Below are 14,744 nucleotides of genomic sequence, written 5' to 3'. Positions count from 1 at the left end.
GGGCGAGTTTTCACCCGCCCTGACTCATCTGTATTAATCCGCTGCCAGAAGAGGTTCGGAAATCGGCGTGCGCGACTTCATTGCCTCACGCAGGAGAATAGTGCCACAGGCAAAAATCCCTCCTAAAAGTGCAGCCAGAATAACGATCAGGGATTTGCCCGGCCCATCTTTTTTCACTGGCACAGACGGTGAAAGCTGATATTTGAACGGCTCGAAACTCACATCGCCGACGGAGAGCTTTTGCAACTGCGCCAGATGATATTCACGATTCTGAAAATCGGCATTCATCTCGGCCACATCTTTCAACGATTTCTCGATCTGCAGCTTCTGCGCGATGCCGTCAGCGCCCAGTGCAACGGAATAGTCAGGGTCATCTTTGACCGCCTGGCCGTTGCTGTAGACCGGTTTTTTGATCCCCGCTGCATTCGCCACTTCCAGCGAATAATTGAGACGCTGAAGATTCGTGTTGTGAATGTTAGTCAGTCGGACTTTGTCCAGAGCCAGACGCTCTTTCTCCATCTGCGTTTTCAATGCCAGCGAGTTACGCACGTTAAGCATCGTCTCTTTTTCAACAATCGCAGAGATGTAATCGATGTATCCTTTCAGCACGATCTGAGCTTCTTCGGCTGTTTGAGCAGTAAAACTCAATGTCCACGACGCGAAGGGAGTTTGCTCAGCATTTTTGGGCGCCTTATCGTCAGTGGCTTTCATTCTGTCCGCGATATTAACCACCGCGCGGTGCAAATCAAGAGCATCAATTTGCGCATCTTTTAGCTGCCCCATCACGTACGGTGATGACTTCAAGTATTCTTCCAGCAGCGTCTGAGACTTAAACTTTTTGATAAACAGATTAAAAACGTCGTCGCGCTTTACGCTGATATCCACGTCCAGCACCTGGAGTGCCCCCAGCATTTTCCGGACGTCGCTCCACTGTGTTTGCTCGGCGGAAGTCACCACGGCCTGGCTGGTCCACTTCTGCGGCAGAAGATACGACACAATGACGCCTGCAAGGGCAAAAGCAACAACAATAGCAACAATGCGTTTTCTAGCGGCAAACAAGACTTCGAGCAACCCAAGAAGGTCAATCTCTTTCTGGGCACCTGGCGGGGGTGCATAGCGGGGAAATTGCAGTTCCGTGCTTTTTTTAAGATCCATGGCTGGCATATTCGTTCTTCTGTTTTATGTTGCAGTAAAAACCTGTCAGGAGCAGTTAAGGCGGGAGAATGATACAAGAAAACAAGAATTATCTGAATGCTATATGTCTTAAAACGGACTATTGGCTACAAATTTTAGTAGTTAGTGATTCTTATTATCCACATGCTACAAAGAAGCCTTCCTGAAGGCGTACTCACGTTCTGCATCTCCCCAGCCCCCCGGCTCTGAGCCAAAAATGCCAGCCACCTCACCTTATTGAAACAGCGTTTCGACAGCGATCACATTTCCACCATTAATAGAATGACGCAGAAACAAATAGCAATAAAATAAATTAAAACGATGTTTTACAAATCAAGAACAACGGTTCGTGTGTTTTTGAAACTCAAACCAGACGCGTCTGAGAGCAACCATAAAACATCTTAAAAATCAGAAGGTAAATGGAGCAGCCGTCGTGCGAAGCACACCAAACACACGCTTCCCCGTTTCGTAAAAGAGGCGCGGGCAGCAGCATTACCAGCAGATTCCGTTTTAAACCATTGATTGCCAGGTAGGTATGTATGAATGAAAACAAAATGCTGGGGCTAGCGTGGATATCACCCTACATCATCGGGTTGATAATCTTTACCGCGTTTCCCTTTGTCTCATCGTTCTTTCTCAGTTTTACTGATTACGATCTGATGAGTCCGCCGGTTTTTAACGGCATTGAGAATTACCGCTACATGTTTACCGAAGATACCCTCTTCTGGAAATCCATGGGCGTCACCTTTGCGTATGTATTCTTAACCATTCCGCTAAAACTGGCCTTTGCGCTGGGGATTGCGTTTGTTCTGAACTTTAAATTACGCGGCATTGGATTCTTCCGAACCGCCTATTACATTCCCTCCATCCTCGGCAGCTCCGTCGCCATTGCCGTTTTATGGCGTGCGCTGTTTGCGATTGACGGCCTGCTGAACAGCTTTATCGGCGTGTTCGGCCTGGACCCGGTGAACTGGCTCGGTGAGCCTTCTCTGGCGCTGATGTCCGTCACCTTGCTGCGCGTCTGGCAGTTTGGTTCGGCGATGGTTATCTTCCTGGCCGCACTGCAAAACGTACCGCAGTCTCAGTATGAAGCAGCGATGATCGACGGCGCTTCTAAATGGCAGATGTTCATGAAAGTGACCGTGCCGCTGATTACGCCGGTGATCTTCTTTAACTTCATTATGCAGACCACCCAGGCGTTCCAGGAATTTACCGGACCGTACGTGATAACGGGCGGTGGACCAACCTACTCGACCTATCTGTTCTCGCTCTACATCTACGACACCGCCTTCAAATACTTTGATATGGGCTATGGCGCGGCACTGGCCTGGGTCTTGTTCCTGGTCGTCGCGGTCTTTGCCGCCATCGCCTTTAAGTCTTCGAAATACTGGGTGTTCTACTCCGCCGATAAGGGAGGCAAAAATGGCTGATATTCAGGAACTCTCCACGGCGAGAAGCATCGCGGAACGCGAGGTGGCTCGCACGCTGCGCAAAGAGAAGATCAACGCCAGCATTCGCTATGTGATCCTGCTGTTCGTTGGCCTGCTGATGCTCTATCCGCTGGTGTGGATGTTCTCGGCGTCGTTCAAACCGAACCACGAGATCTTCACCACCCTGAGCCTGTGGCCCGCACACGCCACCTGGGACGGCTTCATTAACGGCTGGAAAACCGGCACCGAATACAATTTCGGTCATTACATGCTGAACACTTTTAAGTATGTGATTCCGAAAGTGATTCTGACCATTATCTCCTCCACCATCGTGGCGTACGGCTTTGCTCGCTTCGAGATCCCGTGGAAGAAATTCTGGTTCGCCACGCTCATCACCACCATGCTGCTGCCGAGCACAGTCCTGCTGATCCCGCAGTACCTGATGTTCCGCGAAATGGGCATGTTGAACAGCTATATGCCGCTGTACCTGCCGCTGGCGTTTGCTACTCAGGGGTTCTTCGTCTTCATGCTGATTCAGTTCCTGCGCGGTGTTCCGCGTGACATGGAAGAAGCCGCGCAGATCGACGGTTGTAACTCGATTCAGGTGCTGTGGTACGTGGTGGTGCCGATTCTGAAACCGGCCATTATCTCCGTCGCTCTGTTCCAGTTTATGTGGTCAATGAACGACTTTATCGGGCCGCTGATTTATGTCTACAGCGTGGATAAATACCCGATTGCACTGGCTCTGAAAATGTCCATCGACGTCACCGAAGGTGCACCGTGGAACGAAATTCTGGCAATGGCGAGCATCTCCATTCTGCCATCCATCATTGTCTTCTTCCTGGCACAGCGCTACTTCGTACAGGGCGTAACCAGCAGCGGAATTAAAGGTTAAGAGGGAAATATCATGGCTGAAGTTATTTTCAACAAACTGGAAAAGGTCTACTCCAACGGCTTCAAAGCGGTACATGCTATCGACCTGAAAATCGCTGAAGGGGAATTCATGGTGATCGTCGGGCCATCCGGCTGCGCCAAATCCACCACCCTGCGTATGCTCGCGGGACTGGAAACCATCAGCGGCGGCGAAGTGCGTATCGGCGAGAAGATCGTCAACAATCTCGCGCCAAAAGAGCGTGGAATTGCGATGGTGTTCCAGAACTATGCGCTCTACCCGCACATGACCGTGCGTGAAAACCTGGCCTTCGGCCTGAAGCTGAGCAAGATGCCGAAAGACCAGATTGAAGCACAGGTAAATGAAGCGGCGAAAATCCTTGAGCTTGATGAGCTGCTCGACCGTCTGCCGCGCCAGCTCTCCGGTGGTCAGGCTCAGCGTGTGGCTGTCGGTCGCGCGATTGTGAAAAAGCCCGACGTGTTCCTGTTCGACGAACCGCTCTCTAACCTTGATGCCAAGCTGCGCGCCTCGATGCGCATCCGTATTTCGGACCTGCATAAGCAGCTGAAAAAATCCGGTAAACCGGCAACCACTGTCTACGTGACGCACGATCAGACGGAAGCGATGACTATGGGCGACCGCATCTGCGTGATGAAACTCGGCCACATCATGCAGGTGGATACCCCGGACAACCTGTATCACAAACCGAAAAACATGTTCGTGGCGGGCTTTATCGGCGCGCCAGAGATGAATATTCGCGCCACCAAACTGGTCGATCAGCAGGACCGCCTGGCACTGAGCATCGGCAATGAAACCATGCCGTTAAGCGAAACGCTGCACGACAAAGTGATCGGCCATCAGGCGCAAGACACTTTCTACGGCATTCGCCCTGAATTTGTGTCGGTATCCGATGAGCCATTCGGCGAAGGCAGCTGCAGCGGTGAACTGGTACGTGTGGAAAATATGGGACACGAGTTCTTCATGTACCTGAAGGTGTCAGATTACGAACTGACGGCCCGCATTCCTTCCGATGAAGCTAAGCCCATGATTGATAAAGGCCTTCATCGTAAGGTGTATTTTAAGTTTGATATGAATAAGTGCCACATTTTTGACGCAAAAACTGAACTGAACATCTCAATCTAACTGGAGTTTATAAGAATGAAAAAAGTGCTTTTAAGCGCAGCAATCTCCGCTACCCTGGGTCTTACTGCTTTGCCATCGATGGCGCAAGATGTTGATTTACGTATGTCCTGGTGGGGTGGTAATGGCCGCCATCAGGTCACACTGAAAGCGTTAGAAGAGTTCCACAAACAGAATCCGGACATCACCGTCAAAGCCGAATACACCGGCTGGGACGGCCACCTGTCGCGTCTGACCACCCAGATTGCAGGCGGCACTGAGCCTGACGTGATGCAGACTAACTGGAACTGGCTGCCGATTTTCTCGAAAACCGGCGACGGCTTCTACGATCTGAACAAAATGAAGGATGTGATCGATCTGTCGCAATTCGATGCGAAAGAGCTTCAGTCCACCACGGTTAACGGCAAACTGAACGGTATTCCTATCTCCGTTACCGCGCGCGTATTCTATTTTAACGACGAGACCTGGAAACAAGCGGGCGTTGATTACCCGAAAACCTGGGATGAGTTAAAGGCAGCCGGTAAAGCATTCGAGAGCAAACTGGGTAAACAGTATTATCCAGTGGTTCTGGAACATCAGGACACCCTGGCGTTGCTGAATTCTTACATGATTCAGAAATACAACATTCCAGCGGTGGACGAAAAAGCCAAGAAATTCTCCTACAGCAAAGAGCAGTGGGTGGAATTCTTCCAGACTTACAAAGATCTGGTGGATAGCCACGTGATGCCTGACACCAAATACTATGCGTCCTTCGGCAAGAGCAACATGTACGAAATGAAGCCGTGGATCCAGGGTGAATGGGGCGGCACTTACATGTGGAACTCCACCATCAATAAATATTCCGACAACCTGAAGCCACCAGCAAAACTGGCGCTGGGTAACTACCCAATGTTGCCAGGTGCAACGGATGCAGGCCTGTTCTTTAAACCGGCGCAGATGCTCTCCATTGGTAAATCGAGCAAAAACCCGGAAGCGGCAGCCAAAGTGATTAACTTCCTGCTGAACAGCAAAGAAGGTGTTGATACGTTGGGCCTGGAGCGCGGCGTGCCATTGAGCAAAGTGGCGGTAAAATACCTGACGGAAGACGGCACCATCAAAGAGAACGATCCGGCGGTTGCTGGCCTGCGTCTGGCGCAGTCTCTGCCAGCCAAACTCTCCGTGTCGCCATACTTTGACGATCCACAGATCGTTGCGCAGTTCGGCACCTCTTTGCAATACATCGACTACGGCCAGAAATCCGTGGAAGAGACGGCAACTGACTTCCAGCGTCAGGCTGAACGTATTCTGAAACGCGCGATGCGCTAATCCCTGTGACCGAACCCTACCCTGCTACTTCCGGTGGCAGGGTATTTTTTTATCCGGAGAACATGCTATGAAAGGCAAAATCATCCCGCTGAATTTTCGCACGCGCCAGGACAGTGTAACGGGGCACGAGGTGATACGGATGACGCCCCCGCACATCATTTGTCATCGTAACTACTTCTATCAAAAATGTTTTACCCAGGACGGCAGCAAAATTGTTTTCGGCGGCGCGTTCGAAGGCCACTGGAACTATTACCTGCTGGATATCGAAAAGCAGCAGGCCACCCAGCTCACCGAAGGAGCGGGCGATAACACTTTTGGCGGTTTCTTATCAGATGACGATAAATCGCTGTGGTACGTAAAGAACAACCGTGAACTTCGTTGCGTAAATCTGGAAAACTACGAAGAGCAGATTGTGTATGAAGTGGATGGCAATTGGGTGGCGTACGGCACCTGGGTCGCGAATTCAGATTGCACAAAACTGGTTGGCATCGAAATTAAAAAGAGCGACTGGCAGCCGCTCACCGACTGGGGTAAATTCCGCGCGTTTTACTTTACCCAACCCGAATGCCGCCTGATTAATATCGATCTGCGCACCGGCAAGCAGCAGGTGATTTTGCAGGAGAAACGCTGGCTGGGGCATCCAATCTATCGCCCATTTGACGACAGTACCGTGGCGTTTTGCCACGAAGGCCCACGCGATGCGATCGACGCTCGAATGTGGCTCATCAATCCCGATGGCAGCGGCCTGCGTAAAGTGCGTCAGCACGCACCGGGTGAGAGTTTTACCCATGAGTTTTGGGTGCCGGATGGTTCCGCGCTCTATTACGTCGCGCATAAAGAGAACGATCCGCAGCGCTATCTTTTCAGCGCCGATCCGCAGACCCTGGATAATCGTCAGTTGATGGCAATCCCGCCCTGTTCGCACCTGATGAGTAACCACGACGGGTCGCTGATTGTCGGCGATGGCGCTCCGCATAATACCGGTGATATCAGCCTGAACGACCCGTTTATCTGGGTGTTTGATATTCGGGCGGGAACGCAAACGGCGATTTGCCAGCACAACTCCAGCTGGAAAGTGCTGGACGGTGACCGCCAGGTGACGCATCCGCATCCATCGTTTTCACCGGACAATCAGTGGGTGTTGTATACGTCGGATGAGGAACGGATGCCGGCGTTGTATCTGGCGCGGGTTTGAATTTGTGCGGTCTGGAGCCCTCACCCTAACCCTCTCCCACAGGGAGAGGGAACTGCATTGTGCGGTTTTCACCCTCTCCCACAGGGAGGGGGGACTGCATTGTGCGGTTTTCACCCTCTCCCCTTTTGGGAGAGGGCCGGGGTGAGGGGAAAATATTACACGCCAATATTTCTTAACTTCTCTCCCGCCATCAGCTTGCGCTCAATATGTTCCAGGGTGACGTTTTTAGTTTCAGGAATCAGCCAGAATGTGATGCCGATAAACGCCACATTCAGCACCGTATAGAGCCAGAAAGTTCCCGCCGCGCCGATGGAGTCGAGCAGCGTCAGGAAAGTCGCGCCAATAATCATGTTCGACACCCAGTTGGTGGTGGTCGAACAGGTGATACCAAAATCACGGCACTTCAGGGGCTGAATTTCCGAGCACAAAATCCATACCACCGGCGCGGCACTCATCGCATAGCCCGCGATACACATCATCGTCATGCCGACGGAAAGCCACGAAAGACTGCTGGACGCCGTACCGTTATCGAACTGCATCAGGCAATAGCCGAGGATCAGCGTCCCGAGCGCCATCACGCTAAAGCCAATTTTCAGCGCCGGTTTACGCCCAGCTTTATCGACGGTAAAGACGGCGATAAAGGTAGCAAACATAAAGGTCAGGCCCACCACCAGCGTGGCGATCATCTGCTGCTCGGTGGTGGTAAATCCGGCCATTTTGAAGATGCGCGGCGCGTAATACATGATGATGTTCATCCCGGTAAACTGCTGCATCGCCTGCAACAACATGCCGAGGAACACCGCGCGGCGCACATTGCGATTGGCTTTAAACAGCGACCAGCCGCCCTGCTTCAGCATCAGGCTTTCACGAATTTCGTTGAGTTCTTCGCGGGCTTTTTCAGAGGTATCACGCAGCATGCGGAGCACCTCTTCCGCCTCGACGTGACGCCCTTTTTGCGCCAGCCAGCGCGGACTATTGGGAAGAAAAATCACCAGCACCATCAACACGACAGCGGGCAATGCCAGCACGCCCAGCATCGCACGCCAGTTGCCGCTGTAGCTGAAATACGTATCCGACAGGAATGCCAGAACGATCCCGAGCGTCACCATCAGCTGATACATGCTAATCATTTTGCCGCGCACGTTTTCGCTCGCCATTTCTGAGAGATAAAGCGGCGCCGTGTAGGATGCAATCCCCACCGCCACACCCAACAGCACGCGGGAAAGCAGCAAAGCCTCGATGCCCGTCGCAAACGCGGAACCGAGCGAACCGGCGACAAACAGGACTGCACCGACCATCAGGCTGTATTTTCGCCCGAGCCGGAACGAGAGCCAGCCGTTGAACAGTGCGCCCAGCGCTGCGCCAAGCATCATGCTGCTCACTACCCACTCTTGCAAACGACTGCTGAGCGTAAAGTGGTCGGTAATAAACGGCAGCGCACCGGCGATCACGCCGATATCCAGCCCAAACAGCAAACCGGCTACCGCAGCTGAAATAGAGACGAACTGGTTCATTCTGCGGGTATCGCGCAGCGCGCGGGGCATAAAGGTAGAGTCATTAATCGAGGTCATAATTTCCTGCCTGAACAGCGAAAGACGTTGTATGAAATTACGAGAAACCCAGAGAAAGTGTCAGGCTGTAAAACGCGAAGTTATGGATTATTTGGCTGGGCAGCAACGTTCTGTGATGGACATTACAATTTCAACTAAGGATGAAAAACAACCATTTATTATTAAATCACTCATTTATAAGCCATAAAGTTGTGACAGGTGCCCATAATGTATTTCTGCTATGGATTTTATAACTTTATGCATATGGACATGGCGATTTTTGGTGAAAAAAAACCTCTGCACCAGGCAGAGGTTTCTTCAAAGGGCGTGAATTAACGCGCCAGCCAGCCGCCATCGACCGCAACGGTGTAGCCGTTGATGTAGTCAGATGCCGGAGAAGCCAGGAACACAATCGGCCCCATCAGATCGCTTGGCAGACCCCAGCGCCCCGCCGGGATGCGATCCAGAATTTCCGCGCTACGCGCTTCGTCCGCACGCAGCTGCTGGGTGTTGTTGGTCGCCATGTAGCCCGGCGCAATCGCGTTGACGTTGATGTTGTGCTTAGCCCACTCGTTCGCCAGCAGACGGGTCACGCCCATCACTGCACTTTTTGATGCAGTGTAAGACGGTACGCGGATGCCGCCCTGGAAGGAGAGCATCGACGCGATATTAATGATCTTGCCGCCGTTACCCTGGGCGATAAAGTGCTTCGCCGCCGCCTGAGACATGAAGAACACGCTCTTAATGTTCAGGTTCATTACGTCGTCCCAGTCGCGCTCGCTGAAGTTGATCGCGTCTTCGCGACGAATCAGACCCGCGTTGTTAACCAGCACATCGATATGACCAAATTCTGCCACAGCGCGGTCCAGCAATTCAGGGATCACATCGATTTTACGCAGGTCAGCGGTCAGGCTCAGGAAGCGACGGCCCAGCGCGGTGACGCGCTCGATGGTTTCAGTAGGTTCAACAATGTTGATCCCGACGATGTCGCAGCCCGCTTCCGCGAGACCCAGCGCCATACCCTGGCCCAGACCGGTGTCACACCCAGTGACGACCGCTACTTTACCCTGCAGAGAAAATGAATCCAGAATCATGTTTGTTCCTTAATCTTTCAGAGCCTGTCACGAACAGGCAGGTTTATGCTCAACTGCCCGCGACTAGCGCAGATCCTTAACAGCGACGTGGTCCATATCATCGAAGACCTGGTTTTCACCGACCATACCCCAAATGAAGGTATAGGCTTTGGTACCAACACCGGAGTGAATGGACCAGCTTGGCGAAATGACCGCCTGCTCGTTTTGCATCACGATATGGCGCGTCTCTTGCGGCTGCCCCATCATGTGAAACACGCAGGCGTCTTCGTCCATATTGAAATAGAAGTACACTTCCATGCGGCGCTCATGGGTATGGCACGGCATGGTGTTCCACAGATTGCCCGGGTCGAGTTCGGTCAGGCCCATGCTGAGCTGGCAGGTTTCCAGTACATCGGGAACGAAGTATTTGTTGATGGTGCGGCGGTTACTGGTGAGATTGTCACCCAGGGTGACCGGCGCGACGTCCGCAGGCGTCACTTTTTTGGTCGGATAAGCGGTATGAGCCGGGGCGCAGTTGTAGTAAAACTTCGCCGGCTTGCTGCTATCAATGCTGGCGAACACCACTTCCTGCGCGCCTTTCCCGACATACAGGGCATCGCGGTGGCCAATTTCAAAACACTGGCCGTCAACCGTAATAGTGCCTGGTCCGCCGATGTTAATCACACCCAGCTCGCGACGCTCCAGGAAATAGCTCACGCCCAACTGTTTGCCCACTTCGCCGCCCACGGAGACGGTTTTGCTGGCTGGCATAATGCCGCCGACGATGATGCGGTCGATGTGGCTGTACACCATCGTGTACTCATCAGCAACAAACACCTTCTCAACTAAAAACTCATCGCGCAGCCCCTGAGTATCCAGTGTTTTAGCGTGCGCGCTGTGGATGCTTTGTCTGACGTCCACATTTACCTCCAGAATTGATCGTGCCCGAGGGCCAGGATATTTAACGAAACAACGTTCCGTTTTCTCGATGGGCACATAGTATCCGCTGCGAAATGGGTTTTCAATTACATTTAAAACGTTGTTTCACTTTTTCTGCATCTTAATGACAGAAGTGTAGTTTGGATCACGATTGTTGAGAGTTGACGCCGCCGCAGAGGGCAAAGAAGAGAAAACAGCGCAGAACATTTATCATAGTAAACAATAAATTATAAAACCTTTAAGTTTTGACAGCAGAGAAAACATTCGCGGTTAAAAATCAAAGATAATCATCACTCTGGACAATTAATCTTACAAAGTGCGCCATCAGTCACACACATTGAAACGATGTTTTGATAATTTATCACTCAGTTTTTAACTTATCTCATCAAGGAGCGCATTATGGCTAAAGGTATGCGGGTCAAGCTGAATTATGACGTCAGCCGCGATCCGGATACAGGCGTGGAAATTACCCGCCTGACCCCACCGGAAGTAACGTGTCACCGTAACTACTTTTATCAGAAGTGCTTCTTTAATGATGGCAGTCACCTGCTGTTTGCTGGGGAGTTCGACGGCAACTGGAACTACTACCTGCTGGATCTGAAAAAAGCCGAAGCGGTGCAGTTGACGGAAGGCGCGGGTGACAACACCTTTGGCGGTTTTCTGTCGCCGGACGATAAGTCCCTCTACTATGTCAAAAACGATCGTACTCTGCTGGAAGTGAATCTCGAGACGCTGGTCGAGCGCGAAGTTTATCGCGTCTCTGACGAATGGGTCGGGTACGGTACATGGGTCGCCAACAGCGATTGCACCAAACTGGTGGGAATTGAGATCGCAAAAAGTGACTGGACGCCGCTGAACGACTGGAAGATTTTCCATGACTTCTTCCATAAAGGACCGCATTGCCGCCTGCTGCGCGTAGATCTAAAAACTGGCGCAAGCGCGACCATTCATGAAGAGAAAAACTGGCTCGGCCACCCGATTTATCGTCCATTCGACGACAATACCGTCGCCTTCTGCCACGAAGGACCGCACGATCTGGTTGATGCGCGAATGTGGATGGTGAACGAAGACGGTAGTCATGTGCGCAAAGTGAAAGAGCACGCCGAGGGCGAAAGCTGCACACACGAGTTCTGGGTGCCAAACGGCTCCGCACTGGTGTATGTCTCTTATCTTAAAGGCCAACAGGGCCGCACCATTTACAGCTTCAACCCGGATACCGGGATCAACGAAGCGGTGATGCAAATGCCAGCGTGTTCGCATTTGATGAGCAACTTCGACGGCACTCTGTTTGTCGGCGACGGTTCGGGTACGCCGGTGGACGTAAAAGACACCAGCGGGTATACGATCGATAACGATCCTTACCTGTACGCCTTTGATGTGGCGAAAAAAGCGCACTTCCGTATCGCCCGCCATGATACTTCCTGGGCTACTGTGGCAAACAGCCGCCAGGTAACCCATCCGCATCCATCCTTTACCCCGGATGATAAAGCGGTTCTGTTCAGTTCGGATAAAGACGGCAAACCGGCTCTCTATATCGCGAAACTCCCCGAGCAACCTGTAATGTTGCAAGCATGATTTAGTTAGTGTTTCTGTAACTGGCCTTGCCCTCCTCCTGGAGGGCTTTTTTTTGGCGAATTTGACTTGTTTTGTAGGCCCGATAAGCGAAGCGCCATCGGGCGCTTTTGCCGGGCGGCGCTGCGCTTGCACCGGCCTACAAAACAGGTTTGATATGAACGAAAAAAACCGGCTCACAATGGAGCCGGTTTTTTCCCGGAGGTACTGCTTATTATTTTTTAGAAGGAATACGCCACACCTAAACGGAAACGGGTCTGACGCTCGTCGGTATCTTTCACGCCCACGTTGCCCACTTCCACATACGGTGCCCAGTTTTTATCCCATTTGTAGGCCAGTTTGGCATTATATTCGTTGGAATAATCTTTATTATTATTACGAATCATCCCTTCTGAACTCTTCGCATAAACATAATTCAGCTCGGTACGGAAATCACCCATCACCCAGCCTACCCACGCATCGCCACGGTTGACTTTATCGTCATCTTTATTTGAGCTTGATGGGTAGCGGGTATATTCATAACGATAACGGGCGGCGACATAGAAGCCACTGTCGAAGCTATATTGCAAATGAAGATTCGGTTTATAAATGGTACGACTGTCATTACTTTCGATGGTAAAGGCTGGTGTTAACGCAATATTGTCTGTGGCTTTCCAGCGCCAGCTAATCTGGTCTTCATGGCCGTTTCCGACGACATCAGCAAACGGCTGATCCTGTTTATCACCGCCTGATTTCCATTTCGCTTCAACGGAGAACCCTAAGCCATTGGCGAAGCGGTGTGACACGGATACACGGTCGGCGTTAGAGCCGCTGTCGATGTATTCATGACGTAAGTCAACGGTAACAGCCTGAGCTGCAAAAGACGCACCAACGAGAGAAGCAAGGACCAGAGATTTCTTAAACATGCAAAAACCCTCAAGTAAATAAAATGATGTTTCGTTTTTATGAAATTGCATTTTATTTTTTAACTAACGATATTTTAGTGATCGAGATCGTAATTATTTGTTTCACTTTTTTTGGCAAAGATCGACGTGACACCCATCAACAAACGCAGGGCATTAAAAGGGAATTTCAGGTTTAAGATCACATAAAGAGGGTATTTGATCAGAACACGAAGTTTTTGGATTTAACTGGAACTTTTAGAATCATCTGATAAGCGTAAAAATAGATTTCAGACAGATACAAAAAAGCCTCCAATAAGGAGGCTTTGTAAAAATGTTATTTTTTGCGGACTATCTTTCGATGGCTAACGCCACGCCTTGCCCACCGCCAATGCATAGCGTCGCTAATCCTCTGCGCGCGTTACGTTTGGTCATTTCATGCACCAAAGAGACCAAAATACGGCAACCGGATGCACCAATCGGGTGGCCGAGCGCAATCGCGCCGCCGTTGACGTTCACCCGGCTCGGGTCCCATTCCAGCATTTTCCCGACCGAAATCGCCTGCGCAGCAAAGGCTTCATTCACTTCGATCAGATCCACTTCGCTAAGCTGCCAGCCCGCGCGTTCCAGGCAGCGACGCGTAGCATAGACAGGTGCGATCCCCATCAGGGCAGGATCGACTCCGACGCTGGCAAAAGCTTTAATCCGCGCCAGCACCGGAAGATTGAGTTCTTCGGCTTTGCTTTCGCTCATCATCATTACCGCCGCCGCGCCGTCGTTGATCGAGGAAGCGTTACCGGCGGTCACCGATCCCAGCATTTCAAAAGCGGGATTGAGCTTCGCCAGCCCTTCTGCACTTGCGTCGGTGCGCGGCTGTTCATCGGTATCGACAATCAACAGCTCGCCGTTGTTGCGCAGCGTATTTACCGGGACAATTTCATCGCGAAAACGCCCGGAATCGATCGCGGCGCGTGCTTTTTGCTGAGAGCTGAGCGCGTAGGCGTCCTGCAATTCGCGGCTGATGCCATATTCACGCGCCAGATTTTCCGCCGTCACGCCCATATGGTAATCGTTGAACGCATCCCACAGGCCGTCGTGTACCAGACTGTCGAGCAGTTGGCTGTTACCGAGCTGTGCGCCAGTTCGGCTGTCGGTGAGAACGTGCGGCGCGCGGCTCATGTTCTCCTGGCCGCCGGCGATGATCACGTCGGCCTCTCCGCACTGAATCGCCTGCGTCGCCAGATGCAGCGCTTTCAGTCCCGAACCGCAGACGTCGTTGATGGTGATCGCCGAGACCGTATTCGGCAGCCCGCCTTTCAGCGCCGCCTGACGCGCAGGGTTTTGCCCGGCGCCCGCCGTCAGCACCTGGCCGAGGATCACTTCATCTATTTCATGGGCGGCAATTCCACTGCGTTCGACCAGGGCTTTTACGACCACGCTCCCCAGTTCCACCGCCGAGTGGCGTGCCAAAGCCCCCTGAAAACAGCCGATAGCCGTACGCAACGCACCCACTATCACGACATCTTTCATCTCTACCTCTGCGCAAAATGACACCGCTGATAGTAGATGCATTGTTATCAACAATTAACGTAAT

General features: G+C 51.8%; 13 protein-coding genes. 7 read left to right on the top strand and 6 right to left on the bottom strand.

Annotated elements, in window-relative coordinates; translation table 11 throughout:
- Positions 1-33 precede the first annotated feature (33 nt).
- On the bottom strand, positions 34-1,164 hold the full coding sequence (wzz(fepE), locus tag C3708_RS10395) for an LPS O-antigen length regulator Wzz(fepE) (protein WP_095283225.1): 1,131 nt from the start codon (positions 1,162-1,164) through the stop codon (positions 34-36).
- A 548-nt stretch (positions 1,165-1,712) separates the two neighbouring features.
- On the opposite strand from wzz(fepE), the gene C3708_RS10390 reads away from it, so the two are divergent.
- The 5 genes from C3708_RS10390 (at position 1,713) to C3708_RS10370 (ending at position 7,135) form a co-directional block, all read left to right on the top strand.
- A complete protein-coding gene (locus tag C3708_RS10390; RefSeq protein ID WP_095283226.1) occupies positions 1,713-2,603 on the top strand; it encodes a carbohydrate ABC transporter permease in 891 nt (296 codons plus the stop codon).
- The gene (locus tag C3708_RS10385; protein ID WP_095283227.1) at positions 2,596-3,498 is read left to right on the top strand and encodes a carbohydrate ABC transporter permease; all 903 of its coding nucleotides are present in this window, start codon (positions 2,596-2,598) and stop codon (positions 3,496-3,498) included. The genes C3708_RS10390 and C3708_RS10385 overlap by 8 nt, the downstream gene beginning before the upstream one ends.
- A 12-nt stretch (positions 3,499-3,510) precedes the next feature.
- Positions 3,511-4,638, top strand: coding sequence for an ABC transporter ATP-binding protein (locus C3708_RS10380; protein WP_103949208.1), 1,128 nt, complete (start codon positions 3,511-3,513; stop codon positions 4,636-4,638).
- Positions 4,639-4,653: 15 nt separating this feature from the next.
- Complete coding sequence (locus C3708_RS10375; protein ID WP_095283229.1) at positions 4,654-5,940, top strand: ABC transporter substrate-binding protein; 1,287 nt, start codon at positions 4,654-4,656, stop codon at positions 5,938-5,940.
- A 67-nt stretch (positions 5,941-6,007) separates the two neighbouring features.
- Positions 6,008-7,135, top strand: a complete 1,128-nt coding sequence (locus C3708_RS10370) for an oligogalacturonate lyase family protein (RefSeq protein ID WP_103949207.1) — start codon at positions 6,008-6,010, stop codon at positions 7,133-7,135.
- A gap of 155 nt (positions 7,136-7,290) precedes the next feature.
- On the opposite strand, the gene C3708_RS10365 is transcribed toward C3708_RS10370, so the two are convergent.
- Positions 7,291-8,706 (bottom strand): sugar porter family MFS transporter, encoded by a 1,416-nt coding sequence (locus C3708_RS10365; RefSeq protein ID WP_103949206.1) that lies wholly within the window; start codon positions 8,704-8,706, stop codon positions 7,291-7,293.
- 31 nt (positions 8,707-8,737) lie between these two features.
- Between C3708_RS10365 and C3708_RS23725 the strand changes: the two genes are divergently transcribed.
- Entirely contained in the window at positions 8,738-8,893 is a 156-nt protein-coding gene (locus C3708_RS23725) for a hypothetical protein (protein ID WP_158251361.1), read from the top strand.
- Positions 8,894-9,017: 124 nt separating this feature from the next.
- Here the strand turns inward: C3708_RS23725 and kduD are convergent, their stop codons facing one another.
- Positions 9,018-9,779: a 2-dehydro-3-deoxy-D-gluconate 5-dehydrogenase KduD gene (gene kduD, locus C3708_RS10360; RefSeq protein WP_095283232.1), complete on the bottom strand. Its 762-nt coding sequence runs from the start codon at positions 9,777-9,779 to the stop codon at positions 9,018-9,020.
- Between the two features lie 63 nt (positions 9,780-9,842).
- On the bottom strand, positions 9,843-10,679 hold the full coding sequence (gene kduI / locus C3708_RS10355; protein WP_095283233.1) for a 5-dehydro-4-deoxy-D-glucuronate isomerase: 837 nt from the start codon (positions 10,677-10,679) through the stop codon (positions 9,843-9,845).
- Between the two features lie 417 nt (positions 10,680-11,096).
- Between kduI and C3708_RS10350 the strand changes: the two genes are divergently transcribed.
- Complete coding sequence (locus C3708_RS10350; RefSeq protein WP_095283234.1) at positions 11,097-12,272, top strand: oligogalacturonate lyase family protein; 1,176 nt, start codon at positions 11,097-11,099, stop codon at positions 12,270-12,272.
- 218 nt (positions 12,273-12,490) lie between these two features.
- Here C3708_RS10350 and C3708_RS10345 read toward each other — a convergent pair whose 3' ends face one another.
- Both C3708_RS10345 and C3708_RS10340 read right to left on the bottom strand, forming a co-directional pair.
- Entirely contained in the window at positions 12,491-13,174 is a 684-nt protein-coding gene (locus C3708_RS10345) for an oligogalacturonate-specific porin KdgM family protein (RefSeq protein WP_095283235.1), read from the bottom strand.
- Between the two features lie 327 nt (positions 13,175-13,501).
- Complete coding sequence (locus C3708_RS10340; RefSeq protein ID WP_103949205.1) at positions 13,502-14,680, bottom strand: acetyl-CoA C-acetyltransferase; 1,179 nt, start codon at positions 14,678-14,680, stop codon at positions 13,502-13,504.
- Between the last annotated feature and the right edge of the window lie 64 nt (positions 14,681-14,744).

This window comes from Lelliottia sp. 7254-16, assembly GCF_002922995.1.
In the GTDB taxonomy this organism is placed as follows: domain Bacteria; phylum Pseudomonadota; class Gammaproteobacteria; order Enterobacterales; family Enterobacteriaceae; genus Enterobacter; species Enterobacter jeotgali.
The sequence above is the reverse complement of the archived record's forward strand: the minus strand, read 5'-3'. Positions and strand labels throughout refer to the sequence as shown.

Excerpts from the sequence above, each read along its gene's own strand:
- C3708_RS23725 (WP_158251361.1), top strand. The coding sequence starts at position 8,738 with ATGAAATTACGAGAAACCCAGAGAAAGTGTCAGGCTGTAAAACGCGAA.
- C3708_RS10390 (WP_095283226.1), top strand. The coding sequence starts at position 1,713 with ATGAATGAAAACAAAATGCTGGGGCTAGCGTGGATATCACCCTACATC.
- C3708_RS10370 (WP_103949207.1), top strand. The coding sequence starts at position 6,008 with ATGAAAGGCAAAATCATCCCGCTGAATTTTCGCACGCGCCAGGACAGT.
- C3708_RS10340 (WP_103949205.1), bottom strand. The coding sequence starts at position 14,680 with ATGAAAGATGTCGTGATAGTGGGTGCGTTGCGTACGGCTATCGGCTGT.
- C3708_RS10345 (WP_095283235.1), bottom strand. The coding sequence starts at position 13,174 with ATGTTTAAGAAATCTCTGGTCCTTGCTTCTCTCGTTGGTGCGTCTTTT.
- C3708_RS10365 (WP_103949206.1), bottom strand. The coding sequence starts at position 8,706 with ATGACCTCGATTAATGACTCTACCTTTATGCCCCGCGCGCTGCGCGAT.
- C3708_RS10375 (WP_095283229.1), top strand. The coding sequence starts at position 4,654 with ATGAAAAAAGTGCTTTTAAGCGCAGCAATCTCCGCTACCCTGGGTCTT.
- kduD (WP_095283232.1), bottom strand. The coding sequence starts at position 9,779 with ATGATTCTGGATTCATTTTCTCTGCAGGGTAAAGTAGCGGTCGTCACT.
- C3708_RS10350 (WP_095283234.1), top strand. The coding sequence starts at position 11,097 with ATGGCTAAAGGTATGCGGGTCAAGCTGAATTATGACGTCAGCCGCGAT.
- C3708_RS10380 (WP_103949208.1), top strand. The coding sequence starts at position 3,511 with ATGGCTGAAGTTATTTTCAACAAACTGGAAAAGGTCTACTCCAACGGC.
- C3708_RS10385 (WP_095283227.1), top strand. The coding sequence starts at position 2,596 with ATGGCTGATATTCAGGAACTCTCCACGGCGAGAAGCATCGCGGAACGC.